Source organism: Burkholderiales bacterium, from assembly GCA_015075645.1.
Classification (GTDB): Bacteria; Pseudomonadota; Gammaproteobacteria; order Burkholderiales; family Casimicrobiaceae; genus VBCG01.
Map to the genome: position 1 here is coordinate 307,654 of JABTUF010000003.1, position 22,728 is coordinate 330,381.

A 22,728-nucleotide genomic window follows, 5' to 3' on the forward strand; every position below is an offset into this window, starting at 1 on the left:
CTGACTCCTGAACCCGGCGCTCGACGCGCCGCCACCGGAGACTCCGTCGCTACTGCCAACGGACAACTGTCAACTGAACACTGAATGATCGCGGTCATCGACTACGGCATGGGCAACCTTCGCTCGGTGGCGAAGGCGCTGCGGCATGTCGCGCCGGCGAGCGAGGTCGTCGTGACGGGCGACGCAGCGGTCGTGCGGCGCGCGGAGCGCGTCGTGCTGCCGGGGCAGGCGGCGATGCCGGATTGCATGCGCTGCCTGGATGCGTCCGGGCTGCGCGAAGTCGTGATCGAGGTCGCGCGCGACCGGCCGTTCCTCGGCGTCTGCCTCGGGCTGCAGATGCTGTTCGACGCGAGCGAGGAAGGGCCGACGGCGTGCCTGGGGATCCTGGCCGGACAGGTCGTGCGTTTCCGCGACGACGCGATGGCGCTTCCGGACGGCGAGCGCCTGAAGGTCCCGCACATGGGCTGGAGCCGCGTGCACCAGGCGCGTGCGCACCCGCTCTGGGAGCGCATCGCCGACGACGAGCGCTTCTACTTCGCGCACAGCTACCATCCGGTCCCGGGGGACCGGAGCGTGGTCGCGGCCACCACCGACTATCCCGCGCCGTTTACTTGCGCGGTGGCACGGGCTAATATCTTCGCGACCCAGTTCCATCCGGAGAAGAGCCACCGCGCCGGTCTGCAGTTGCTCGCCAACTTCGTCGCCTGGAACGGACGCGCCTGACGGGCGCGCCCTCCGCACCGCCGCCATCCCCCACGCCCGCGGCCATGCTGATCATTCCCGCCATCGACATCAAGGACGGCCACTGCGTCCGCCTGAAGCAGGGCGACATGCAGGCGGTGACCGTGTTCTCCGAGGATCCCGCCGCCATGGCGCAGCACTGGCTCGAGCGCGGCGCGGAGCGGCTGCACATCGTCGACCTGAACGGCGCGGTCGCCGGGCGGCCGAAGAACGAACTCGCCATCCGCGAGATCGTGAGCGTCGTCGGCGAGGAGATCCCGGTCCAGCTGGGCGGCGGCATCCGCGACCTCGACACGATCGAGCGCTACCTCGACGACGGCATCACCTACGTGGTGATCGGCACCGCCGCGGTGAAGAATCCGGGCTTCCTGCACGATGCGTGCTACGCGTTCCCCGGCCACATCATCGTCGGCCTCGACGCGCGCGACGGCAAGGTGGCGACCGACGGCTGGTCGAAGATGACCGGCCACGACGTGATCGACCTCGCCCGCAAGTTCGAGGACTACGGCGTCGAGGCGGTCGTCTACACCGACATCGGGCGCGACGGCATGCTGACCGGCATCAACGTCGAGGCGACGGTGCGGCTCGCGAAGGCGATCAAGGTGCCGGTGATCGCGTCCGGCGGCCTGTCCTCGCTCGACAACGTCCGCACGCTGATGAAGCACGAGGCCGACGGCATCGTCGGCGCGATCGCGGGCCGGGCGATCTACGAGGGCACGCTCGACTTCGCGCAGGCGGTCGAGGCGGGAAGGCAGAAGTCAGTTGACAGTTGACAGTTGGCAGTTGGCAGTGGCGCCGGAGTCTCCAGTGGCGGCGCGTGGAGCGCCGCTGCGAGATCGTGGTAGGTCAACCGTCAGCCTGCGAATTTCGATGTGTCGACGCGAAGAGCGTCCGACTCAAGTCGGACCTGCCGCCGACCCGCAACGGCGCTGAATGCGCCGCCACCGGAAACGCCGACCGCACTGTCAACTGCCAACTGCCAACTGAACACTGATGCTGGCCAAACGGATCATCCCCTGCCTCGACGTCGCCGCCGGCCGCGTCGTGAAGGGCGTCAACTTCGTGAACCTGCGTGACGCGGGCGACCCGGTCGAAGTCGCGCGGCGCTACGACGAAGAGGGCGCGGACGAGCTCGCGTTCCTCGACATCCGCGCGAGCATCGAGACGCGCGGACTGCTGTGCGACATGATCGAGGCGGTCGCCGACCAGGTGTTCATCCCGCTGACCGTGGGCGGCGGCGTCAACACGATCGAGGACATCCGCGCGCTTCTGAACGCGGGCGCCGACAAGGTCAGCATCAACACGGCCGGCGTGAAGCGCCCCGAGTTCATCGCCGAGGCGTCGGCGCGCTTCGGCGCGCAGTGCGTGGTCGCGGCGATCGACGCGAAGCAATGCGCGGTGGACGCCTGGCAGGTCGTCATCCACGGCGGACGCACGCCGACCGGGCTCGACGCGATCGACTGGGCGCGGGAGGTCGCGTCGCTCGGCGCCGGCGAGATCCTGCTCACGAGCATGGACCGCGACGGCGCGAAGACCGGCTTCGACCTGAAGCTCACGCGCGCGGTGGCCGACGCGGTCGACGTTCCGGTCATCGCGTCGGGGGGCGTCGGGTCGCTCGAACATCTGGTCGACGGCATCGTCCTGGGGGGCGCGGACGCGGTGCTCGCCGCGTCGATCTTCCATTACGGCGAGTACACGATCGCGCAGGCGAAGTCCGCGATGCGCGGCGCGGGCATCGAGGTGCGATGATGCGCCGGGACCTCCGTTGTCCGATGCCTGCCGCACTTCGCGGCCGCTCGACCGGATACGCGACCCGCACGACGGATCCTCGCGGCGCGGGCGGTTCGAACGCGGCGCTCCGGCCATGAGCTATCTCGACGCCGTCCGCTGGAACGCCGACGGTCTCGTTCCCGCGATCGCCCAGGACCAGGCGACCGGGCGGGTGCTGACGCTCGCCTGGATGAACCGCGAGGCGCTCGAGCGCACCGCCGCCACGCGCGAGGCGCACTACTGGTCGCGTTCGCGGGGACGCCTGTGGCGCAAGGGCGAATCCTCGGGCCACGTCCAGCACGTGCGCGAGATCCGGCTCGACTGCGACGAGGACGCGATCCTCATCGTCGTCGAGCAGGCGGGCGGCATCGCCTGCCACACCGGCCGCGCGCGCTGCTTCCACCAGCGGCTCGACGACGGCGCGTGGCGCGTCGACGAACCGGTGCTGCGCGACCCGAAGGCGATCTATGGCGACTGACGGCACGCGCGCGGACGTTCTCGCGCGCCTGGCGGCGACGATCGAGTCGCGCCGCGGCGCGGATCCGGCATCGTCCTATGTCGCTAGCCTTCTCGCGAAGGGCCGCGACGCGATCCTGAAGAAGATCGGCGAGGAGGCGACCGAAACGGTCATGGCGTCGAAGGACGGCGTCCCCTCGCGTGTCGCCGCGGAGATGGCGGACCTCTGGTTCCATTGCCTCGTGCTGCTCGCGCATCACGGACTCTCGCCCGATGACGTGCTCGAGGAACTCGAGCGGCGCGAGGGCCGCTCCGGACACGACGAGAAGGCCTCGCGGCGCTGAGGCGGCGCGCGATCCGCGGCGCGTGCCCTACGAGCGCACCCAGTTCGGGACCCTGATGGCGGTGGGGACGCTCCTGGGCTTCGCCGCCGCGGGTTACGTGCTCGCGTTCGTCGTGTCGCCCGCGACGCGCGAGGCCGTCCCCTGGCTGACTTGGGCGCTCTGCGGCGTGCTCGTCGCGGGATTCCTGCTCGTGGGCTGGATGCGCGTGCGTGTCGACGATCGCAGGTTGCACGCGGTCATGGGCGTCGGACTGCTGCGCAAATCGGTCGAGATCGCCGACGTGCGCAAGGCCGAGGTCGTCCGGACGCGGGTCCTGTGGGGATGGGGCGTCCATCTGACGCCGGCCGGTTGGCTATACAATGTCGGCGGCCGCTGGGCAGTCCGGCTGGAACTCGCCTCCGAGCGGGCGGTCATGATCGGGAGCGACGACCCGGGAGGGCTCCACGACGCCATCGAAGCCGCGCGGGCCGCGGCCAACCGACCACGCTGATCCATGCACGATCCGGACTGCATCTTCTGCAAGATCGTCGCCGGCAGGATTCCCTGCCGGAAAGCGCACGAGGACGGCGAGGTCCTGGCGTTCCACGACATCCAGCCGCAGGCGCCGGTGCATGTGCTGTTGATCCCGAAGAAGCACATCGCGACGCTGTACGATGCGGCGCCCGCCGACGAGGCGCTCCTGGGGCGCATGCTGGCGCTGGCGCCCTCGATCGCGAAGGCGCAGGGCGCGAACGACGGGTTCCGGGTCATCGTGAACACCGGACGCGTCGGCAATCAGGAAGTGCAGCACGTTCATCTGCACGTGATCGGGGGGCCGGACCCGCTGGGCCGGATGCTCCCCCGCAAGGAACCGTAAGGAGAAGGACATGGGCGGTCTCTCGATCTGGCACTGGCTGATCGTGCTTCTGGTCGTCGTGCTGATCTTCGGCACGAAGAAGCTTCGCAATATCGGGCAGGACCTCGGTGGCGCGGTCAAGGGTTTCAAGGAAGGCGTGAAGGGCGCCGAGGACGACGCGAACGCCGCGAAGTCGGCGGCCGCCGACGCCACGAACCCGGCGAAGCTCGGCGGACAGACCCTCGAAGGCGAGGTCCGCAAGGAAACGACGACCCGGTCGTAGCCTCCGCGCGAGTCCTCGCGCCCGGCGCCGCGCCGCGCGCGCGGCACCGTCATGTTCGACATCGGCTTCTCCGAAATCGTCGTCATCGCCGTCGTGGCGCTGATCGTGCTCGGCCCCGAGCGTCTGCCCAAGGCCGCGCGCACGCTCGGCCACCTGTTCGGGCGGCTGCAGCGCTACGTGAACGAGGTGAAGTCGGACATCAGCCGCGAGATGGAGCTGGAGGAACTGAGGAAGGTGCAGCAGGAGGTCAAGTCCGCGGCGCGCGAATTCGAGCAGTCGGTCACGACCGCCGCGCAGGACGTCGAGAGCGGCGTGCGCGACGTCGAGCGCCAGCTCAACACGGCGGGAGAGACCCCGACGGCCGAGCCGCAGCCTTCCTCCGATCCGGCACCGCCCGCCGTGACGGCGGGCGTCGAGGCGCCCGCGGGCGAACCCGCGCGCCAGCCGAGCCTGCCCGGCTTCGATCGGATCTGACGGGAGCCCGGGTTGAGCGAGCCCGCCGACGCCACGCAGCAGGAGACGTTCATCTCGCACCTGGTCGAGCTGCGCGACCGGCTGCTGCGCGCGATCATCGCCGTCGTCGTCGTGATGCTGGCGCTGTTCCCGTGGGCGAAGGACATCTACGCGCTGCTCGCGCGGCCGCTCCTCGCGGTGCTGCCGCACGGCGCGACGATGATCGCCACCGACGTCACCGGCACCTTCCTCGTGCCGCTCAAGGTGACCGCGATGGCCGCGTTCGTGCTGGCGCTGCCCTACGTGCTGTGGCAGGCGTGGGCGTTCGTCGCGCCCGGCCTCTACCACCACGAGAAGCGGCTCGCGCTGCCGGTGATCGTGTCGTCGGTGGTGTTCTTCGCGGTCGGGATGGCGTTCGCGTACTTCTTCGTGTTCCCGGTCGCGTTCGGCTTCTTCGCCGGCTACGCGCCCGCGGGCGTGCAGATGATGACCGACATCGACAAGTACCTGTCGTTCGTGCTGACGATGTTCATCGCGTTCGGACTCACGTTCGAGACGCCGGTCGTCGTCATCGTGCTCGTGCGCCTGCGCATCGTGTCGCTCGAGAAGCTCCGGGCGGCGCGCCCCTACGTGATCGTCGGCGCGTTCGTGATCGGCGCGATCTTCACGCCGCCCGACGTGGTCTCGCAGCTCATGCTCGCGATCCCGCTGTGGGTGCTCTTCGAACTGGGACTCGTGCTCGCGCGGATCATCGGGACCGGCGCCGCGCCGGTCGGCGACGAAGCGGCGTAGCGAAGCTGTCCCCCGCCCGTGGGGGCGGGCACATCGCGGTGCCCTGGTAGAGCCGGCGTCGGACGCCCGGCCTCAGGACGTGACCTTCGGCCGCTTGCCGACCACCACGACGAGACTCACCGGCTGTTTCGCGCGCACGACCACGACCTTCGCGCTCGACCCGGGCTCGAGCTCGGCGATGCGCGAGAGGAGTGCCGCGGTATCGCGCGTCGGCTTGCCCTCGAGTTCGACGACGAGGTCGAGCGGGCGGAGCCCCGCCTTGTCGGCCGGTCCGTCGCGGACGAGCGCCCGCACGACCACGCCGTCGCTGCGATCGAGCGCGAGCGCGCGCTGCAGCTCCGGGTTCAGGTCCTGCGGCTCGACACCGAGCCAGCCGCGCGTGACTTCGCCGTCGCGGATGATCTGCTCGAGGACGGAGCGCGCGAGCGTGACCGGAATCGCGAACGCGATGCCGAGCGAGCCGCCCGACGGCGAGAAGATCGCGCTGTTGATGCCGATCAGGTTGCCGTTCGCATCGACCAGCGCGCCGCCCGAGTTGCCCGGGTTGATCGGCGCGTCGGTCTGGATGAAGTCCTCGAACCGGTTGAGGTTGAGCGCCTTGCGCCCGAGCGCCGAGACGATGCCCGACGTGACGGTGTGTCCGAAGCCGTACGCGTTGCCGATCGCGAGCACCGGGTCGCCGACCTCGACGTGATCGAGCGACCCGAAGGTGATCGACGGCAGTCCGGTCGCGTTGGCCTTCAGGACCGCGAGATCGCTCTCCGGATCGGTCCCGACGATGCGCGCCGACAGCGGGCGCCCGTCGGCGAGCGCGAGTTCGATGTCGTCGGCGCCCGCGATCACATGGTGGTTGGTGAGGACGTAACCCTCGGGCGAGACGATCACGCCGGAACCGAGCGAGGTGAGCTTCTGCGGCGCGGCGCGCTGCGCGAGTTCCGGGAAGAATCGGCGCAGGATCTCGTCGTCGAACATCGGGTTGACGCGCGCGGCCGTCTCCTTGCTGGTCCGGATGCTGACGACCGCCGGCGTGGCCTTGCGTGCCGCCAGCGCGAGCGATGCCGGCGGGGCCGTGCGCACCGTTCCCGTCGGAACGGCGGGCGCTTCCTGCGTGAGCACGACCGGGCTGATGCGGGCGGCGTTCCGGGGCAGGAGGTCGGGACGCAGCGTCGCCACGACGAACAGCGCGGCGACGCACAGCGTGGAGGCCTGCGCGAAGAGGAGCCAGAAACGTCGAAGCACGGTTGGGTGACCGGAAGGCGGCGGGAGATCGAGTATAGCGCCGGACCGGCGGCCGGCCATCGCCGCCGGCGCCGGGTTTTCGGCGCAAGATGCTGATCCTGAAACGCTTTTCGGCAAGCGCTTCCGGCGGACCGGGCGAATCCCGTATAATCGGCGGGTTTTTGCGGGTCACAAGGGGCAACCGCGCGAATCTGGCGCAGCGGGACAGGGTTCAAGGCAGGTCGGTGCAACGCCCCGGACTCCTCGAGAAGCATCCTCCGCGCAAGGCGATCATGGACGAAGCACTGGTGGACAAGGGGAAGCGCCGTTTCCTGATCGGCGCGACGGGCGTCGTCGGCGGCGTGGGCGCGGTCGCCGCGGCCGTTCCGTTCGTGATGTCGTTCTTCCCGAGCGAGCGCGCGAAAGCCGCGGGCGCGCCGGTCGAAATCGACATCTCGAAGATCGAGCCCGGCCAGAAGATCGACGTCGAATGGCGCGGCAAGGTGTGCTGGCTCGTCTCGCGCACGCCGGACATGCTCGCGACGCTGCCGAAACTGACCGACCGCCTCGCGGACCCGAACTCCAATCAGGACCAGCAGCCGTCCTACGCGAAGAACGAGAGCCGCGCGATCAAGCCGCCGCTGTGGATCGCGGTCGGCATCTGCACCCACCTCGGCTGCTCGCCGACCTACCGCAAGGACATCGCGCCGGCCGACCTCGGGCCGGACTGGCTCGGCGGGTTCTTCTGCCCCTGCCACCAGTCGAAGTTCGACCTCGCCGGGCGCGTCTACAAGGGCATGCCCGCGCCGCTCAACCTCGTCGTCCCCCCGCACAAGTACCTGTCGGACACGCGGGTGCTGATCGGCGACGACAAGGCCTGAACGCGAGGACGCCATGCAGAAAATGCTCGCCTGGATCGACGCACGCTTCCCGCTCACCGCGCTCTGGGAGTCGCAGTGGGGCAAGTACATCGCGCCGAAGAACTTCAACTTCTGGTACTACTTCGGCTCGCTCGCCGCCTTCGTGCTGGTCCTGCAGATCGTGACCGGCATCTTCCTCACGATGAACTACAAGCCCGACGCGCAGAAGGCGTTCGAGTCGGTCGAGTACATCATGCGGGACGTGCAGTGGGGCTGGCTGATCCGCTACATGCACACGACCGGCGCGTCGATGTTCTTCATCGTCGTGTACCTGCACATGTACCGCGGGCTGATCTACGGCAGCTACCGCAATCCGCGCGAGTTGACCTGGATCTTCGGCTGCCTCATCTACCTGTCGCTGATGGCGGAGGCGTTCTTCGGCTACCTGCTCCCCTGGGGCCAGATGTCCTACTGGGGCGCGCAGGTGATCGTGAACCTGTTCAGCTCGATCCCGCTGATCGGCGAGGACCTCGCGGTGTGGATCCGCGGCGACTACACGATCTCGGACATCACCCTCAACCGCTTCTTCGCGTTCCACGTGATCGCGCTGCCGCTGGTGCTGATCGGGCTCGTCGCGGCGCATCTGATGGCGCTGCACGAGACCGGATCGAACAACCCGGACGGCGTCGACGTCAAGCACCAGCCGAAGGACCCGAAGACCGGGCTGCCGCTCGACGGCATCTATTCGCACCCGTACTACACGATCAAGGACATCGTCGGCGTGATCGTGTTCCTGGTGGTGTTCTCGATCATCATGTTCTTCATGCCCGAGATGGGCGGGTACTTCATCGAGGCGAACAACTTCATCCCGGCGGACCCGCTGAAGACGCCGGAGCACATCGCGCCGGTCTGGTACTTCACGCCGTACTACGCGATGCTGCGCGCCGTGCCGTCGTTCCTGGGCTCGCAGGTCTGGGGCGTCATCGTGATGGGCCTCGCGGTGCTGATCTTCTTCGCGCTGCCCTGGCTCGACCGCGGCCCGGTGCGGTCGATCCGCTACCGCGGCACGCTCTACAAGGTCTGGATCGCGATCTTCGTGGTGAGCTTCCTCGTGCTGGGCTACCTCGGCGTGGTTCCGGTCACCGTGTGGGGCCAGTTCGCCGACGGCGTGCCGATCATCGGCGGCGGGGACCGCGCGACGCTGGTGGCGCGCGTCTTCACCGCTCTCTATTTCGCCTTCTTCCTGCTCATGCCCTGGTACACGAAGATCGACAAGTGCAAGCCCGAGCCGACGCGGGTGACGGGATGACGCCGATGACCACCCAGAAGATGCGCGCCGCCGCGGCGGCGTTCCTCGCCGCCGTGGCGCTCGTGCTCGCCGCGCCGGCGGCCGCCTCCGGGGGCGCCGACCTGCGCATGGAGCGGGCCCCGACGAACCGCCTCGACGACGCCTCGTTGCAGCGCGGCGCGCGGACCTTCGTCAACTATTGCCTCAATTGCCACAGCGCGAAGTACATGCGCTACAACCGGCTGACCGACCTCGGGCTCACCGAGGACCAGATCCGCGACAATCTGATCCTCGGCGACGCGAAGATCGGCGACGTGATGAACGTCGCGATGCGTCCGGCCGACGCGAAGGCGTGGTTCGGCGCGCCGCCGCCGGACCTCTCGGTGATCGCGCGCGTGCGCGGCCGCGACTGGCTCTACAACTACTTCCTCGGCTTCTACCGCGACGCCGGCACCCCGACCGGATGGAACAACCTGGTGTTCCCCAACGTCGGGATGCCGCACGTGCTGTGGACCGCGTCGGGCCAGAACAAGCTGGTGACCGCCGAGTTCGACGATCACGAGAAGGCGGTCGCCGCCGCCATCGCGACGAAGGCGCTCGCCCTGGTCGAGCCGGTGCCGGGCGGCAAGTTCGTCGTGCGGACGGTGGAGGTCGACACGCCGGGATCGATGACGCCGGTCCAGTACCGCACGATGGTCGCCGACCTCGTGAACTACCTCGACTACATGGGCGACCCCTCGCGCAACCAGCGGATCAGGCTCGGGATCGTCGTGCTGATGTTCCTCGGCGTCCTGTTCTTCTTCGCCTACTGGCTGAAGCGCGAGTACTGGAAGGACGTGCACTGACCGTTCGCCCGGCCGTCGCGACGCGGCGGCACGGTGAGCGTTCCCGGGCGCCGGGCGCGCGAAGTCGCGCCCGCGGCCCCGCTTCAGGGAGAACCACCCGCCATGATGACCCTCTATTCCGGGACCACCGACCCGTTCTCGCAGCGCTGCCGCATCGTGCTGCACGAGAAGGGCATGGACTTCCAGATCATCGACGTCGACCTCGACCACAAGCCCGAGGACCTCGCGGTGATGAACCCGTACAACCAGGTGCCGGTGCTGGTCGAGCGCGACCTGGTGCTGCACGAGTCCAACATCATCAACGAGTACATCGACGAGCGCTTCCCGCATCCGCAGCTCATGCCGGCGGACCCGGTGATGCGCGCCCGCGCGCGGCTGTTCCTGCACCGCTTCGAGAAGGAACTCTTCATCCACGTCGACGCGCTCGAGGGCAACAACCAGAAGAACGCGGAAAAGGCCCGCAACCTCGTCCGCGACGCGCTCCTGCAGATCGCGCCGGTGTTCACCAAGCACAAGTACATGCTGGGCGACGAGTACTCGATGCTCGACGTCGCGATCACGCCGCTGCTCTGGCGGCTCGACTACTACGGCGTCCCGATGTCCAAGCCCGCCGCGCCGCTCCTCAAGTACGCCGAGCGCCTGTTCTCGCGTCCCGCGTTCTCCGAGGCGCTGACGAGCGCGGAGCGGGGGATGCGCAAGTGAGTTGTCAGTTGACAGTTGACAGTTGACAGTGGCGCCGGAGTCTCCGGTGGCGGCGCATCGAGCGCCGTTGCGATGTCCTCGTAGGTCCGGCTTCAGCCAGCGCCGTTGCGACGTCCTCGTAGGTCCGGCCTCAGCTAGCGCCGTTGCGATGTCCTCGTAGGTCCGGCTTCAGTAACCGGACGCCTTTCGCCGCGATCCGCAGTCCCGCCAGCCGCCGTCCCGCCCCTCCGGGTGGCCGTTCGGGCAGGTGGGCCCCGCCCGGGCTCGAATCCTGCTAGCCTATCCGGAGGATGCGGACCACGACCCTTGGCTCAGCTATGACGGCTCCCGGCGCTCGATGCGCCGCCAGCGGAAACTCCGCTGCCCCTGACTCCTGTCAACTGACTCCTGACTGCTGAATCCGGCGCTCGATGCGCCGCCACCGGACACGCCGCCGCCGCCGCCGCTGCCAACTGTCAACTGCCAACTGCCAACTGAAATGTCGGAACAATCCGCCAAGCCCTACCTGATCCGCGCGATCTGCGAGTGGTGCGCGGACAACGGCTTGACGCCCTATCTCGCGGTCAAGGTGAACGCCCAGACGCGCGTGCCGGCGGCGTTCGTGAAGAACGGCGAGATCGTGTTGAACGTGAGCCACGCGGCGACGCGCAAGCTCACGATCGACAACGACTGGATCCAGTTCACCGCGCGCTTCAACGGCCAGTCGCAGGAGGTCGCGGTGCCGGTATCGAGCGTCGCCGGCATCTTCGCGAAGGAAACCGGCTACGGCTTCGCGTTCACGGTCGCGCAGGAACCGATGGCCGCCGGCGTGAACACGCCGGCCGAGGCGCCCTCCGCCGGCGGCGACGATGACCGCAAGCCGCGCACGCGGCCCGCGCATCTGCAGGTCATCAAGTAGCCCGGCGAGCCGGCGATGTCGACGCCGTGTCGCGCCGCGCGCGGGCGTCCGCGCCCGGCTACTCGCTCTTCAGCCTGCGCGAGCCTTCGATGAGCGGGTGCCAGCCGTAGACGAGCGTGAGCATGAAGCCGTCCATCTTGAGGTCACCGGGCGCGCTGTCGTTCACGGTCGACTTGTAGCCGAAGGTGAGGTTCAGGTTCTCGTTGACCTGGTAGCCGAGCGTGAGCCCGACGCCGAGGTTGTTGAGCTTCTCGCCGGCGACGCCGTTGATCGTCGCCTTGCCGCCGCTGTACCAGGAGGCGTCGATCGAGCCCCAGAAGCGCTCGGTGAAGTCGCGCGTCAGGTGCGCGTCGAGCTGGAACATCGGGTCGGTCTCGAGCGTCTGCCCGAGGTAGTCGGTGTTGTTGCCGAAGAGCCACACGGCAGGCAGGAACTCGAGCGTCGTGCGCCGGCCGGGCACCCATTCGCCGAGCTGCCAGACGACCGGCATGCCGAGGCGGCCGTACCAGCGGTTCTGCCCGAGGTTGAGCGGCTGGTCGCTGTCGTACTCGCCGATCGGCAGCGCGAGGTCGGCGAGCACGTCGACCGAGAACCCCGGCTCGTAGCGCAGCGCGTCGGGGATGTTCTTCTGCGCCTTCGGCCCGAGGATGTTGAGGTTGAACTCGAGCATCGGATCGCCGAAACCGCTGGCCGACTGGTTGAACGTGTTGCCGGCCACGGTCACGTCGCCCGAGACACGCCCCATCGGCAGCAGGATCGCCGCCATCGCCGAGCGGTCGAACAGCGTGAACGTGCGCGCGTAGCCGGCGATCGCCAGCGTCCCGCTGAAGTCCGCGCCGGGCGTCACCGTGTGCGCGGGATCGAACGGGTTCGTGTTTCCGTCGATCGAGTTCACGATGAGCGGCACGGCGTTCCCGTCCGACAGCGTCTTCCAGTAGAAGCGCGCAGGCACCTGCGCCCCGGCCTGCGACGCCCCGAGCAGGAACACGGCGAGCGTCGTCGCGACGGTCCATCGCGTCCGGTGCGCCGACTGGGTCAAACGTGCGTGTGCGTTCATGGTTCGTCGTCTCCGTCGATGGCGTTTCGGATCGGCAATGCTCAGGGCTTCGGATCGGCCAGCTTGTCCTTGGGCGGCACGAACTGGCGTTTGTAGATGAGCGGCGGATAGCCGGCGTCGTCGGGCACCCGCGGTGGGAGCTGGTCCTCGAGCGTTTCGTACGGCGAGCGGCTCGGCAGGATCACGTTGTTCGCTCGCGCGTACGCGTCCCAGAGCGCGAGCAGCGCCTTCAGCTTGTCGGGGCGCTCGCGCGCGAGGTCCTGGCGCTCGCCGAGGTCGTCCGCGAGGTTGAAGAGCTGCCACTCGCCGGTGCCGTACGGCTTCCATTCCCCGCGGATCTTCCAGTCGCCCTGGCGGAGCGCGCGATTGCCGAAGATCTCCCACGCGAGGTAGTCGTCGCTCGTCCTCGGCGACTCCGCCTGTCCGGCCAGCACGCGGCCCCACGACTTGCCGGCGAGCGGGGGCAATTCGTGCCCGTCGAGGGTCTTCGGATAGCCGGCGCCGGCGACCTCGAGCAGCGTCGGCATGATGTCGGCCACGTGCATGAGGCCACGGTTGATGCTGCCCTTCGGCCGCTTCACGTTCGGCCCGCTGACGATGAGCGCATTGCGGATGCCGCCTTCCGCGGTCCACCCCTTGTACTGGCTGAACGGCGTCATCGACACCTGCGCCCACATCGGGCCGTAGCCGACGTACGAGCCCGGATCGCCCCACGCGTTGGGATGGGTCTGCGACCAGTTGATTGCCGCGAAGAGGAAGTCGCGCGTGCCGGGCGAGCCCGCGATCATCTTGAACAGATCGGTGCCCTCGGCGCCGTTGTCGCCGAACACGATGAAGATCGTGTTCTCGTACTCGCCGATCTTCTTCAGGTGGTCGATCAGGCGCCCGACGTGGTAGTCCATGTTCTCGACCATGCCGGCGTAGAGCTCCATCTTCTTGCCGAGGATGGCGCGGGTCGCCGGCGCCAGCACGATGGGATCGGGCAGGAACCACATGCGCTCGGCGAGCTCGGTGCCGGCGGGCACGATGCCGAGCTCGACCTGGCGCTTGAGACGCTCCTGCCGCACCGCGTCCCAGCCCCTGTCGTACTCGCCGACGTGGCGCGAGCGCCACTCCTTCGGCAGGTGGTAGGGGTCGTGCGGCGCCTGGTGGGCGACGTAGGCGAAGAACGGCTTGCCGTCGCCGCGGTTGGCGTCGATGTAGCCGATCAGCTTGTCGGTGTAGGTCTTCGTCGCGTAGTAGTCGTCGGGCAGCTTCGTGAGATAGCGCCCGTCCTCGGTGAAGGAGGACTTCGGCGACGCGCCGGTGAAGTTCGTCATGTCCCAGTAGCTGCCCGCGCCGTCGAGCAGCGAGAAGTCGCGCTCGAACCCGCGCGCGGCCGGGATCTGGTCGGGCTGCTTGCCGAGGTGCCACTTGCCGACCATGTAGGTGTGGTAGCCGGCGCCCTTGAGCAGTTGCGGCAGCGTGGCGACGCGGTCATTGAGGTAGCCCTCGTAACCGACCGCGCCGCGCTGGTTGGGCGCGGTCCACTCGTCCATGTTGCCCAGGCCGTTCAGGTGCGTATCGACGCCGGTTAGCAACACGGATCGCGTGGGCGAGCAGGTCGCGTGCGTGTAGAAGTTGGTGAAGCGCACCCCGACTTTCGCCAGCGAGTCGAGGTTCGGCGTGGCGATCTCGCTCCCGAACGATCCCATGTCGGCGTAGCCGAGGTCGTCGCCGAGGATGATGACGATGTTGGGCCGTCGCGTCGCGTCGGCTGCCACGCCGGCGACGGGCGCGGCGAGCGTCGCGATCGCGGCGATGCCGATCGCAATGTACCGCCCGCGCGGACCGTGCCGGCCGCGCGACGGTCGCGCTTCCGCGCATCGTGTTTCGGGCCGTGATGCGTGCTTCGCGTCGTCGGTGTCCATCAGAATTCCACCTCCATGCCCCGCGCTTTCGCGACCCGGTAGATCGCGTCGAATGTGCTTGCGAGATCCCACGGCGCGTCCGGCGGTTCATGGCGAAACTCGCGGTACGCGCGCTCGACATTCATGTAGATGCGCGCCGGACTTCGCCACTCTCCGTACGGTCCGAGGTCGATGCGCCCGCAGGCCTCCACCGCGGACAGTCCGTGGTCGAACCAGCGGCGCGACTCCTCACGCACGTAGTCGAGGTATGCCTTCATTTCCATCGCGCCCTCGATTCCGCACACCGGGCCGTGTCCGGGAACGATGACGTCCGGATCGAGCCAGAGAACGAGATCGAGCGTCGCCTGCCACCGCTGGAACGTGCCGGTCCAGCCCAGCGGCGTGCATCCGCGGAAGACGACGTCTCCCGCGAACACCACGCGCTCGCAGGGGACGTGGACGATCGTGTCGCCCGACCGGTGGCAGGGCCCGACGTGGATCAGGTGCACCTCCGTGCCTTCGAGGTCGAGCACGCAGCGTTCGTCGAAGAGCGTCGTCGGTGCGAGGGGCTCGAGGCCTTCGAAGTCGAAGTCCTGTCGCAACTGCTGTGCGCACGCCAGCGCGCCGGGGTGCCTGGCCTGCAGCGGGAGTCGAGGGAGCAGACGCTCGGAGCGTTCGACGAGCTCGCGCAGTGCCCGCGGATCGGCAGCGTGGCGCATCGCCTCGGGCACCGTCCGGTGCGCGATGATTTCCGCGCCCGCGAACAGCTGGTTGCCCCCCATGTGGTCGCAGTCCTCGTTCGTGTTGATCACGCGTGTCGGCATGCTCGGCCGCACGAGGCCGAAGAGTTCGATCATCCGTCGCGCGTGGTGCAGGTCGGGCTGCGTGTCGACGACGACGCCGCCGCCCCGGTTGACGAGCCCGGAATTGGCGTCGAACATGCGGTTCCTCTCGTTGAGGACCGCGAAGCAATTGTCGCTGACCTGTTGCAGCTTCACTTGGGGGCGCCGTGGCGTCCGACTGCGGCATACTGGCGGGCGGACCGCATCCCGGGATGCGGTCCGCTCCGGCCCTTGTCGCCCCGGTCCCGGCTCGATCTGTGAGCGTGGTAACTACCTCGTCGCGGTCCGGCGTACTTTCGCGCGCCGCGCCGAAGGGCGTCTATCGGATTTCCGCAAACGACGAAAGTCATGACAGCCGTCGATACGCCGCCACCGCCGGCCGTTACCGTCATCGACATCCGCGACCCGACGGCGGCGGGCGCGGGCATCGAGCTGATCGGCCAGGATGCGGTGAAGCTCCTGCCGGCGCCGTTTCTCGCACGCCGCATCACCGTGCGTCTCGCGACGACGGCAGTCTTGTTCCACGCGACGCAATTTCGCGTCCGTACGCGCACGCGCGCGCATGGCGACCTGCTCGGCTATGTGACGTTCGGCCCGCGGACGAAAGGCACCGTCGACGGCCTGCCGGTGCGAGCGGGTCTTCTGGTCGCCGCCGCGCCCGGCGTCGAGGCGCGATTCGTCGTCGACACCGACTGGGAGAGCGTCACGCTGCTGGTACCCCCGCGAATCCTGGGCGAACAGTTGAAAGCACGGCAGCGGGAGCACGCCTTCCGGTGGCCCCGAGACGTCGAACTCATGGAGGCGGGCACCGACGAAGTCCTGGCGTTGTTCGATTGGGGGCGACGGCTGGCGACCACGGCGGCACGCCAGCCCGCGATCTTCGACGACCGGCCCGACCAACGCGCGGCCGCCGAAGTCGAGTTGCTGGAGATGTTGTTACGGGCGGTGGGGACGGCCGAGCGTCTCGAGCCTTCGCGAAGCGACGCGACCCGCCAGTCGTACAGCCTCGTGGTCAAGACCGCCGAGGATCATGCGCTTTCCCGAATCGGAGAGCACCTGCACGTGAGCGAGCTGTGTCGCGCGGCGGGCGTGAGCGAGCGAACGCTCGAATACGCGTTCAAGGAGTGCCTGGGGCTCTCGCCGGTGACTTACCTGATCCGCCTGAGGCTGCATCGCGTGCGTCAGGCGCTGCTGGCGGCCAGCCAGGGCACCACGACCGTTTCGACCGAGGCGCTCAACGGAGGCTTCTGGCACTTCGGCGAATTCTCGCGCGCCTACAAGGCGTGCTTCGGCGAGCTTCCTTCCGACACGCTGCGACGCAAGTCGCTCGAGGAACCGACCCCGGGGGGATCGGCCGCGCCGCCACGTGCCGGCCGCGGCTCCTGACGCGGCGGGCGCATGTTACGGGCGCCCGTTAGAATTGCATCCGCGCCGGCATAGCTCAGTTGGCAGAGCAGCGGTTTTGTAAACCGAAGGTCCCGGGTTCGAGCCCTGGTGCCGGCATTCCAGTCTTCACGATCAGAGCGATCCGGACCCGGGGTCATCTCCGAAGGAGCGCGTATCCGGATTGCATCGATGCATGCGGAGGAACGGCATGGGGGAAAGAGCATGCACGAGCCGCCCGCGCCGCCGCGCGCTCGCAGCATTGTCCGGCGCGGCAGCCTGGAGCGCGCTGCGGGGTAGCGCCCTCGCGTCCGCATCGACCGACGCCGGGAAGACGTGGCCCGCGCGCGCGATGCGCATCGTGGCGTCGGTCGCGGCGGGCAGTTCGCTCGACACGCTGGCGCGGCTGACGGCGACGCACCTCGAGGCGGGGCTCGGGCAGAACGTGGTGGTCGAGAACCGCGCGGGCGCGTCGGGCAACATCGCCGCCGAGGCGGTCGCGCGCGCCGCTCCCGACGGCACCACGTTCCTGTTCACGTCGAATTCGATCACCACGCTGCCCGCGCTCATCGGCGCGCGCGCGGTCGACCCGCTCGTGGCACTGGTGCCGATCGGCATCGTCGCCACGCAGCCGATCGTGATCGTCGCGCATCCCTCGTTCCAAGGCCGCTCCTTCGCCGACCTGGTCGCCGCCGCGCGGAGCGCCCCGCTGCCGATCACCTACGCGACCTCTGGCGTCGGCAGCTTCGCGCACCTCACGGCGCTGTGGCTGCTCTCGCTCGCCGGGGTCGAGATGCTCCACGTGCCGTACTCGGGCTCCGTGTCGTTCCGCGACGTGGTGTCCGGCGAGGTGCCGTTCGCGTTCACCTTCGCGGGCTCGGCGCTGCCGCTCGTGCGCGAGGGCAAGTTGAAGGGCATCGCCGTGACGAGCGCGGAGCGGCTGGCGGCGGCTCCGTCGATCCCGACGGTCGGCGAGGACGGCGTCGCGGGATTCGAGTCGACGAACTGGCAGGGGATGCTCGCGCCCGCGGGCACGCCGCCGGGCATCGTCCAGCGCCTCCACGAGGCGCTGGTGCGCGCGGGCCGCAATGCCGAATTCGACGCGAAGCTGCGGTCGATGGGGTTCACGCCGGTGTTCGGAACGCCGGCGGCGTTCACGCAGGAGATCAGGCGGGAGACCGAGCGCTGGGCGAAGGTCGCGGCCGACGCCGGGCTCGCGCTGAAGTGAGCGCGTGACGCGGGTGACGCCTCACTCGCCCGCGTCGGGTTCGCGCTCGACGTACAGGACGTGGATCTTGCCGGTCCGCGTCGCCCTGGGCTTGCGGCGCACGACGCGCAAGGTTCGTCCGTCGTCCCACACGCCAGCCATCATGCGGCTCGCGGCGTCGCGGCCGCCCAGGCTCTCCAGCACCGCGTCCTCGACCGCCCGCTCGTCCAGCGGGCCCAGTCTCGGATCGACGCATAGTTCGACGCGCGTGAGTCCGCCGCGCTCGACCTCGGTGAACTGGTAGTCGGTCGCGTCACCGCCGAAACGCGAGGGCAGCACCTCGTCCACCAGCGTGGTGAGGTCGGCCCCGACGAAATGCATGCCTTCGGAGACGAGCTTCTCGTAGCTGCGGATCGTGTGCAGGTGCTGCGTGAACCCAAGCGCGTCCCACGGACAGCCGCAGGACCGTCGCGTGAGCACGCCGTGGTCGCCCAGCTCGACGTTGATCATGATCTTCGGCACGCTCCAGTGGAGCGTCGTCAGCATCAGTGCGTCCACCGTCGATCCGCCCGGCAGCGCGACCGGACGCTCGAGCAGCGCGACCTTGTCCAGCGCCACATGCACGTCGTCGGCCTGCCCGGGCCGCGCGCAGGCGATCGCGATCCGGCTCACCTCGGCCATCGCGTAGTGACAGTGGACGTCGCAGCCCGCCGCCGTGATCGCGCGAAGCTTGCCCGGTGTCAGCGGCTCTCCCGACGCCCGGATGAACGTGCCGCGGATGTCGAGCCCGCGCGCGACGGCGGCCTGGCACGCTCGCACCGCGCTCGACGTGGTGGCGCTCAGGAACGCCGGCGTGCCGCGCGCGGCGCATTGCGCGAGCCATGCGGCGACGGTGGCCGCGTCGTCGAGATGCACATGCTCGGGGCGCGCGAGCGGCCGGCCGTGGAGGCGGCTCGCCAGGCGCATCGCGTGGACGAACACCGCATGGCGGCGGTCGTCGCGGAACGAGACCGGCGTCTGCGAGAACCAGCGCTCGACCGGCTGCCCCAGACGCGCGAGGCGCAGGACCAGCTTGAGCCCGGCCGATCCCGGCGGCGCCGGGTGCCACAGGCCCTTCGGCCGGTCGGTCAGCCCGAACGAGCGCAGGAATACCTTCTCGTAGGCCGCTTCGTGCGCGAGCAGCTCCAGGTCGATGATGAGCCGCGTGGGCGCGCCGCGCGATCCGCTCGATTGCGTTTCGTAGTGCCGCGTCAGCAGCGGATTGTCGAACGCGCCGCGGCCCGTTGCGATGTCCTCGCCCGCGCGGCGGATCGGCACCCGACCCTTGAATTCGTCGAGCGTGACGCGCACGCCGGCGTCGTAGAGGCGCTCGAGCGTGCCTTCGACGCCGCATTCGCGCACCATGCGCTCGAGATCACCGTAGCCGATCCCCGCGTGCCGGAAGAGCGGCCGGTAGGGGCCGTCGTCGCGCTCGAAGATGCCGCGGCGCACGAGTTCGAGGAAGCGCTCGTCGCGGGTGGCGAGCGAGCGCGCCAGCAGCGCTTCGCAGTCGGCCTCCGCGAGGCGGTGCCGCAGGAACGGTCGCAGGCCCGCGAGGAAGCGCGCGCCCATCGCGGCCTCGTCGGCGAGCGCGCGCCAGCGTCGAACGCCCGACGTCGCCTGGCGAGCTCGCGAACGCGAAGAAATCATGAAATGACGGATTCGTCGGCCATCGTCGAAGGATAACCGGCCGTGGGGCACGCTGGCGACGGGTTTCAGCCCGGCGAGCTTATGCGCTGTGGGTCGGGCTTCAGCCCGACGCGCCGGTCCATGTCGGCCTGAAGGCCGACCTACGGGATAGGCTTGTGGGTCGGGCTTCAGCCCGACGGGATCGTGCCGATGCGACGAAAGGGCGTCGGCCTGAAGGCCGACCCACAGGCCGCCGAACGTCGAATCAGCGTTTCGCCTTCTTCGCAGGCTTGCCGAGGAGGTCGTCGACCGACCGGCGCGCCTGGTCGATCGCGGCGTGCGCATAGGGTTCCCAGTTCGCATCGGCGTTCGCGAACGCGATGCGTCCGGCGCGCCTGCGGGCGCGTTCGGGCACCTTGCCGCCATCGCCGTCGTCGCCGTCGAGCACGGAACCCGAGTACGAATAGCCGTGGCCCCATCGATTCACCGTGATCGCGACGATGTCGCGACGGGCGTCGAAGCCGCCGGGGCCGACCATCCGCGCGAGTTCGTCGCGCGCCTGGTTCTCGAAAGCCTCGAACGGCATCGCGTAGAGCTGCGCGCGCTGCGCGCGCAGCCGCGTGCGCAGGTCGATTCCCGTCCCACGAATCGCGGGCACGTGGACCATGTGCAGCACCATCGGCTCGTCGGGCCCGCGCGCGAAGCGGTAGTCGCCCATGCTCACCGGATAGTCGAGCTTCACGCGCGAGTAGAAGCCCATCGGGTTCGAAATCTCGTGCACGCCGCGCGCGACCCAGGACTTCCAGTTCCGCACGACGACCTTCACGTAGACGAGCGGCGCCTTGACGTTCGCCGACAGCGCATCGCGCTGCCGCTTCGGCAGGTCGCGTGCAAGGTAGGGGATCATCATGTGGTAGCCGGCGAGGATGGCGGCGCCCGCGCGCACGCGCACGAGCCTGCCGTCGCGCACATAGCCCAGGTCGACGCCGCCGTCGCGGTTGCGCACCGCGACGACCGTGCTGTCGAGACGAAGCCGCGTCTTCGCGCCCGTCTGGTCGAGCTTGTCGTAGTCGAAACGCGCGGTGACGATGTCGTCCATCGTCGAGCCGGGCGCGACACCGGGCACCAGCCGTCGCACCATCAGCCGCGCGAGCGATGCGTTGCCGTCGGGGAAGTGGTGGATGTAGGGTTCCTCCATCTCCTTCTTCGCGTCCTCGTCGCGTTCGACACCGACGCCGAGGAAGCCGGGATAGCCGGTGTCGAACGCCTCGCGCGCCGAGACCGCGTCGGTGCCGACCGCGAAGAAATCGAGCGTGCGGCCGTAGAACACGTCCGCGGCCCGTTCATCGAGTCCCCAGTGGCGGATGAGCCAGTCCCGGTAGCTGATCCGGTCGAGATAGGCTTCCTTCTCCGCAACGCTTTTGCCGGCGAGCGGGTCGCGTTTCGAGGTCCACATTTCGACGAGCTTCGCGCGCGAGTCCGGCGGCAGCGGGAAATCGGCGACGAACACCTCGACCGGCCGCGCGTTCATCCGGTCGGGCGGAATGTCATCGGCGACCATGCGCATCGGATCGCCGGTCACGAGCGTGTCTGCCCCGAACGCCTCGCGCGTGAAGAACACGCCGCGCGAGAGACCGAGCGACGGGTAGAGCTTGCGGTCGAACGCGGTTTCGAAGCGCGCGAGGTCCACGCCGAGGTCGGCGATGAACGCGCGCGCCTCGTCGCTCCACAGCGTGGAGGGCGACTGCAGCGATTCGCTGCCGCCGTACCCGAGAAGCAGCCGGCCGTCGACGCGAAACTCGTTGCGCCGTGCGTGGCCGCCGAAGTCGGGGTGGTTGTCGAGGATCAGGATGCGCGCGTTCGGGCGCCGCGACCGCCAGTAGGTAGCCGCTGCGAGACCCGAGATGCCGGCGCCCACGACGACAAGGTCCGCGGACTCGCTCGCCTTGACCCGGTCGAGGTCGTAGCGCTTGCCGTCGCGCATCGCGTGCGCGACTTCGTAGGAACCCGGATCGCTGCCGCGAAAACCGGTCTCCGCGGGCGGGTAGGCAGCGCTGGCGTCGCGTACGCCGAGGAGCACGGAAGGCGCGAGGCCGGCGGCGATGGCGACCGCCATGCCGTTCAGGAAATCGCGCCGGGTGACGCCGTCGTCGCTTTCGGCCATGCGCGATGGTACTGCGTCGGGTGCGAGCGTTGGAATCCGGGAGGGCAAAAGAAGCCCCCGCGTTGGCGCAGGGGCGAGGGAGGGGGATTTCGTCGGCCGGAACGTTGCGCGCATCCGGCCGTTCACAGCGTCGCGGCCGCGCCTCCCGGCTTCAACGCGATTATTCGCCCAACCTTCGCGGTCGTGCCGGGTTCGGGATGCCCGGTGCGTCGGCTTGGTACCATGGCGTCCACGGAGGACCACGATGAATCGACTGGATTTCGAAGGCCGCACGGCGGTCGTCACCGGGGGCGCGGCCGGGATCGGCCTCGCGGTTGCGAAGCGTCTCGCGCTGTCGGGCGCCCGCGTCGCGCTCTGGGATCTCGACGCGCAGGCGCTGGTCGCCGCCGCGGCGTCGCTCGGCCACGGCGCCGTGACCCACGCGTTCGACGTCGCGGATCCGCACGCGGTCGAGCGCGCGGCGGAGGCCACCGCGCACGCGTTCGGCCGCATCGACGCTCTGGTCTGCTCGGCCGGCGTCGCCGGTCCGAACCACACGGTCTGGGAGTATCCGGTCGACGCCTGGCAGCGCGTGTTCGACATCAACGTGCACGGCGTCTTCTACTGCAACCGCGCGGCGGTGCCCGCGATGCTGAAGCACGACTACGGCCGCATCGTCAACATCGCGTCGATCGCCGGCAAGGAGGGCAATCCGAACGCGTCGGCCTACAGCGCGTCGAAGTCGGCGGTGATCGGGCTCACCAAGTCGCTCGGCAAGGAACTCGCGAAGACCGGCATCCGCGTCAACTGCGTGACGCCCGCGGCGGTGCGCACCGCGATCTTCGACCAGATGTCGCAGCAGCACATCGACTTCATGCTGTCGAAGATTCCGATGGGACGCTTCGGCACCGTCGACGAGATCGCCGCGATGGTGTGCTGGCTCGCGAGCGAGGACTGCTCGTTCTCGACCGGGGCGGTGTTCGACCTCTCGGGCGGGCGGGCGACGTACTGACCGCACCGCAGCCCGGCCGGTGCGGCACGCGCGGACGGGGCG

The 22,728-nt window shown here is 69.2% G+C and carries 24 protein-coding genes and 1 tRNA gene; 19 read left to right on the top strand and 6 right to left on the bottom strand.

The features are described from left to right. Positions 1 to 84 precede the first annotated feature (84 nt). From hisH to tatC, 10 genes are all read left to right on the top strand, one after another. Positions 85 to 723: an imidazole glycerol phosphate synthase subunit HisH gene (hisH, locus tag HS109_08395; protein ID MBE7522392.1), complete on the top strand. Its 639-nt coding sequence runs from the start codon at positions 85 to 87 to the stop codon at positions 721 to 723. Between the two features lie 44 nt (positions 724 to 767). Then, positions 768 to 1,514, top strand: coding sequence for a 1-(5-phosphoribosyl)-5-[(5-phosphoribosylamino)methylideneamino]imidazole-4-carboxamide isomerase (gene hisA, locus HS109_08400; protein MBE7522393.1), 747 nt, complete (start codon positions 768 to 770; stop codon positions 1,512 to 1,514). A gap of 220 nt (positions 1,515 to 1,734) precedes the next feature. After that, positions 1,735 to 2,490, top strand: coding sequence for an imidazole glycerol phosphate synthase subunit HisF (gene hisF / locus HS109_08405; protein ID MBE7522394.1), 756 nt, complete (start codon positions 1,735 to 1,737; stop codon positions 2,488 to 2,490). 115 nt (positions 2,491 to 2,605) lie between these two features. Further along, positions 2,606 to 2,989 (top strand): phosphoribosyl-AMP cyclohydrolase, encoded by a 384-nt coding sequence (hisI, locus tag HS109_08410; GenBank protein MBE7522395.1) that lies wholly within the window; start codon positions 2,606 to 2,608, stop codon positions 2,987 to 2,989. Further along, positions 2,979 to 3,311: a phosphoribosyl-ATP diphosphatase gene (locus HS109_08415; protein MBE7522396.1), complete on the top strand. Its 333-nt coding sequence runs from the start codon at positions 2,979 to 2,981 to the stop codon at positions 3,309 to 3,311. Before hisI ends, HS109_08415 begins: the two co-directional genes overlap by 11 nt. 22 nt (positions 3,312 to 3,333) lie before the next feature. Then, positions 3,334 to 3,801 (top strand): hypothetical protein, encoded by a 468-nt coding sequence (locus tag HS109_08420; protein MBE7522397.1) that lies wholly within the window; start codon positions 3,334 to 3,336, stop codon positions 3,799 to 3,801. 3 nt (positions 3,802 to 3,804) lie between these two features. Continuing rightward, entirely contained in the window at positions 3,805 to 4,167 is a 363-nt protein-coding gene (locus HS109_08425; protein MBE7522398.1) for a histidine triad nucleotide-binding protein, read from the top strand. 10 nt (positions 4,168 to 4,177) lie between these two features. Beyond that, complete coding sequence (tatA, locus tag HS109_08430; protein ID MBE7522399.1) at positions 4,178 to 4,429, top strand: Sec-independent protein translocase subunit TatA; 252 nt, start codon at positions 4,178 to 4,180, stop codon at positions 4,427 to 4,429. A gap of 51 nt (positions 4,430 to 4,480) precedes the next feature. After that, positions 4,481 to 4,903 carry a twin-arginine translocase subunit TatB gene (tatB, locus tag HS109_08435; protein MBE7522400.1) on the top strand — a complete coding sequence of 141 codons (423 nt, stop codon included), beginning with the start codon at positions 4,481 to 4,483 and terminating at the stop codon, positions 4,901 to 4,903. 12 nt (positions 4,904 to 4,915) lie between these two features. After that, on the top strand, positions 4,916 to 5,674 hold the full coding sequence (tatC, locus tag HS109_08440) for a twin-arginine translocase subunit TatC (GenBank protein MBE7522401.1): 759 nt from the start codon (positions 4,916 to 4,918) through the stop codon (positions 5,672 to 5,674). 72 nt (positions 5,675 to 5,746) lie between these two features. Here the strand turns inward: tatC and HS109_08445 are convergent, their stop codons facing one another. Further along, positions 5,747 to 6,913, bottom strand: coding sequence for a trypsin-like peptidase domain-containing protein (locus tag HS109_08445; protein ID MBE7522402.1), 1,167 nt, complete (start codon positions 6,911 to 6,913; stop codon positions 5,747 to 5,749). Positions 6,914 to 7,185: 272 nt separating this feature from the next. Between HS109_08445 and petA the strand changes: the two genes are divergently transcribed. The 5 genes from petA (at position 7,186) to HS109_08470 (ending at position 11,485) form a co-directional block, all read left to right on the top strand. Beyond that, positions 7,186 to 7,773, top strand: a complete 588-nt coding sequence (petA, locus tag HS109_08450; GenBank protein ID MBE7522403.1) for a ubiquinol-cytochrome c reductase iron-sulfur subunit — start codon at positions 7,186 to 7,188, stop codon at positions 7,771 to 7,773. 13 nt (positions 7,774 to 7,786) lie between these two features. Next, positions 7,787 to 9,061, top strand: a complete 1,275-nt coding sequence (locus HS109_08455) for a cytochrome b N-terminal domain-containing protein (protein MBE7522404.1) — start codon at positions 7,787 to 7,789, stop codon at positions 9,059 to 9,061. A 20-nt stretch (positions 9,062 to 9,081) separates the two neighbouring features. Further along, positions 9,082 to 9,885, top strand: a complete 804-nt coding sequence (locus HS109_08460; GenBank protein MBE7522405.1) for a cytochrome c1 — start codon at positions 9,082 to 9,084, stop codon at positions 9,883 to 9,885. 102 nt (positions 9,886 to 9,987) lie between these two features. Next, positions 9,988 to 10,587: a glutathione S-transferase N-terminal domain-containing protein gene (locus HS109_08465; protein ID MBE7522406.1), complete on the top strand. Its 600-nt coding sequence runs from the start codon at positions 9,988 to 9,990 to the stop codon at positions 10,585 to 10,587. Positions 10,588 to 11,065: 478 nt separating this feature from the next. Continuing rightward, complete coding sequence (locus HS109_08470; GenBank protein MBE7522407.1) at positions 11,066 to 11,485, top strand: ClpXP protease specificity-enhancing factor; 420 nt, start codon at positions 11,066 to 11,068, stop codon at positions 11,483 to 11,485. A gap of 58 nt (positions 11,486 to 11,543) precedes the next feature. Here the strand turns inward: HS109_08470 and HS109_08475 are convergent, their stop codons facing one another. The 3 genes from HS109_08475 to HS109_08485 are packed head-to-tail and all read right to left on the bottom strand — an operon-like array spanning position 11,544 to position 15,372. Beyond that, complete coding sequence (locus HS109_08475) at positions 11,544 to 12,542, bottom strand: transporter (GenBank protein ID MBE7522408.1); 999 nt, start codon at positions 12,540 to 12,542, stop codon at positions 11,544 to 11,546. 41 nt (positions 12,543 to 12,583) lie between these two features. After that, positions 12,584 to 14,452, bottom strand: a complete 1,869-nt coding sequence (locus HS109_08480; protein MBE7522409.1) for an arylsulfatase — start codon at positions 14,450 to 14,452, stop codon at positions 12,584 to 12,586. After that, a complete protein-coding gene (locus HS109_08485; protein MBE7522410.1) occupies positions 14,452 to 15,372 on the bottom strand; it encodes an MBL fold metallo-hydrolase in 921 nt (306 codons plus the stop codon). Before HS109_08485 ends, HS109_08480 begins: the two co-directional genes overlap by 1 nt. A 351-nt stretch (positions 15,373 to 15,723) precedes the next feature. On the opposite strand from HS109_08485, the gene HS109_08490 reads away from it, so the two are divergent. From HS109_08490 to HS109_08500, 3 genes are all read left to right on the top strand, one after another. Continuing rightward, the gene (locus tag HS109_08490; protein ID MBE7522411.1) at positions 15,724 to 16,659 is read left to right on the top strand and encodes a helix-turn-helix domain-containing protein; all 936 of its coding nucleotides are present in this window, start codon (positions 15,724 to 15,726) and stop codon (positions 16,657 to 16,659) included. Between the two features lie 44 nt (positions 16,660 to 16,703). Further along, positions 16,704 to 16,776 (top strand) — tRNA-Thr (locus HS109_08495). Between the two features lie 232 nt (positions 16,777 to 17,008). Further along, positions 17,009 to 17,884, top strand: coding sequence for a tripartite tricarboxylate transporter substrate binding protein (locus HS109_08500; protein MBE7522412.1), 876 nt, complete (start codon positions 17,009 to 17,011; stop codon positions 17,882 to 17,884). Positions 17,885 to 17,905: 21 nt separating this feature from the next. Here HS109_08500 and HS109_08505 read toward each other — a convergent pair whose 3' ends face one another. Together HS109_08505 and HS109_08510 are read right to left on the bottom strand one after the other, a co-directional pair. Then, positions 17,906 to 19,552 (bottom strand): hypothetical protein, encoded by a 1,647-nt coding sequence (locus HS109_08505; GenBank protein MBE7522413.1) that lies wholly within the window; start codon positions 19,550 to 19,552, stop codon positions 17,906 to 17,908. A gap of 244 nt (positions 19,553 to 19,796) precedes the next feature. Further along, positions 19,797 to 21,695 carry an NAD(P)-binding protein gene (locus HS109_08510; GenBank protein MBE7522414.1) on the bottom strand — a complete coding sequence of 633 codons (1,899 nt, stop codon included), beginning with the start codon at positions 21,693 to 21,695 and terminating at the stop codon, positions 19,797 to 19,799. 244 nt (positions 21,696 to 21,939) lie between these two features. Between HS109_08510 and HS109_08515 the strand changes: the two genes are divergently transcribed. Then, positions 21,940 to 22,686, top strand: a complete 747-nt coding sequence (locus tag HS109_08515) for an SDR family oxidoreductase (protein ID MBE7522415.1) — start codon at positions 21,940 to 21,942, stop codon at positions 22,684 to 22,686. Positions 22,687 to 22,728: the final 42 nt, after the last annotated feature.

Bases quoted from the DNA above. Each gene is read 5' to 3' on its own strand.
- hisH (MBE7522392.1), top strand. From the start codon at position 85: ATGATCGCGGTCATCGACTACGGCATGGGCAACCTTCGCTCGGTGGCG.
- hisA (MBE7522393.1), top strand. From the start codon at position 768: ATGCTGATCATTCCCGCCATCGACATCAAGGACGGCCACTGCGTCCGC.
- hisF (MBE7522394.1), top strand. From the start codon at position 1,735: ATGCTGGCCAAACGGATCATCCCCTGCCTCGACGTCGCCGCCGGCCGC.
- hisI (MBE7522395.1), top strand. From the start codon at position 2,606: ATGAGCTATCTCGACGCCGTCCGCTGGAACGCCGACGGTCTCGTTCCC.
- HS109_08415 (MBE7522396.1), top strand. From the start codon at position 2,979: ATGGCGACTGACGGCACGCGCGCGGACGTTCTCGCGCGCCTGGCGGCG.
- HS109_08425 (MBE7522398.1), top strand. From the start codon at position 3,805: ATGCACGATCCGGACTGCATCTTCTGCAAGATCGTCGCCGGCAGGATT.
- tatA (MBE7522399.1), top strand. From the start codon at position 4,178: ATGGGCGGTCTCTCGATCTGGCACTGGCTGATCGTGCTTCTGGTCGTC.
- tatB (MBE7522400.1), top strand. From the start codon at position 4,481: ATGTTCGACATCGGCTTCTCCGAAATCGTCGTCATCGCCGTCGTGGCG.
- petA (MBE7522403.1), top strand. From the start codon at position 7,186: ATGGACGAAGCACTGGTGGACAAGGGGAAGCGCCGTTTCCTGATCGGC.
- HS109_08455 (MBE7522404.1), top strand. From the start codon at position 7,787: ATGCAGAAAATGCTCGCCTGGATCGACGCACGCTTCCCGCTCACCGCG.
- HS109_08460 (MBE7522405.1), top strand. From the start codon at position 9,082: ATGCGCGCCGCCGCGGCGGCGTTCCTCGCCGCCGTGGCGCTCGTGCTC.
- HS109_08465 (MBE7522406.1), top strand. From the start codon at position 9,988: ATGATGACCCTCTATTCCGGGACCACCGACCCGTTCTCGCAGCGCTGC.
- HS109_08470 (MBE7522407.1), top strand. From the start codon at position 11,066: ATGTCGGAACAATCCGCCAAGCCCTACCTGATCCGCGCGATCTGCGAG.
- HS109_08475 (MBE7522408.1), bottom strand. From the start codon at position 12,542: ATGAACGCACACGCACGTTTGACCCAGTCGGCGCACCGGACGCGATGG.
- HS109_08480 (MBE7522409.1), bottom strand. From the start codon at position 14,452: ATGGACACCGACGACGCGAAGCACGCATCACGGCCCGAAACACGATGC.
- HS109_08485 (MBE7522410.1), bottom strand. From the start codon at position 15,372: ATGTTCGACGCCAATTCCGGGCTCGTCAACCGGGGCGGCGGCGTCGTC.
- HS109_08500 (MBE7522412.1), top strand. From the start codon at position 17,009: ATGCGCATCGTGGCGTCGGTCGCGGCGGGCAGTTCGCTCGACACGCTG.
- HS109_08505 (MBE7522413.1), bottom strand. From the start codon at position 19,552: ATGATTTCTTCGCGTTCGCGAGCTCGCCAGGCGACGTCGGGCGTTCGA.
- HS109_08510 (MBE7522414.1), bottom strand. From the start codon at position 21,695: ATGGCCGAAAGCGACGACGGCGTCACCCGGCGCGATTTCCTGAACGGC.
- HS109_08515 (MBE7522415.1), top strand. From the start codon at position 21,940: ATGAATCGACTGGATTTCGAAGGCCGCACGGCGGTCGTCACCGGGGGC.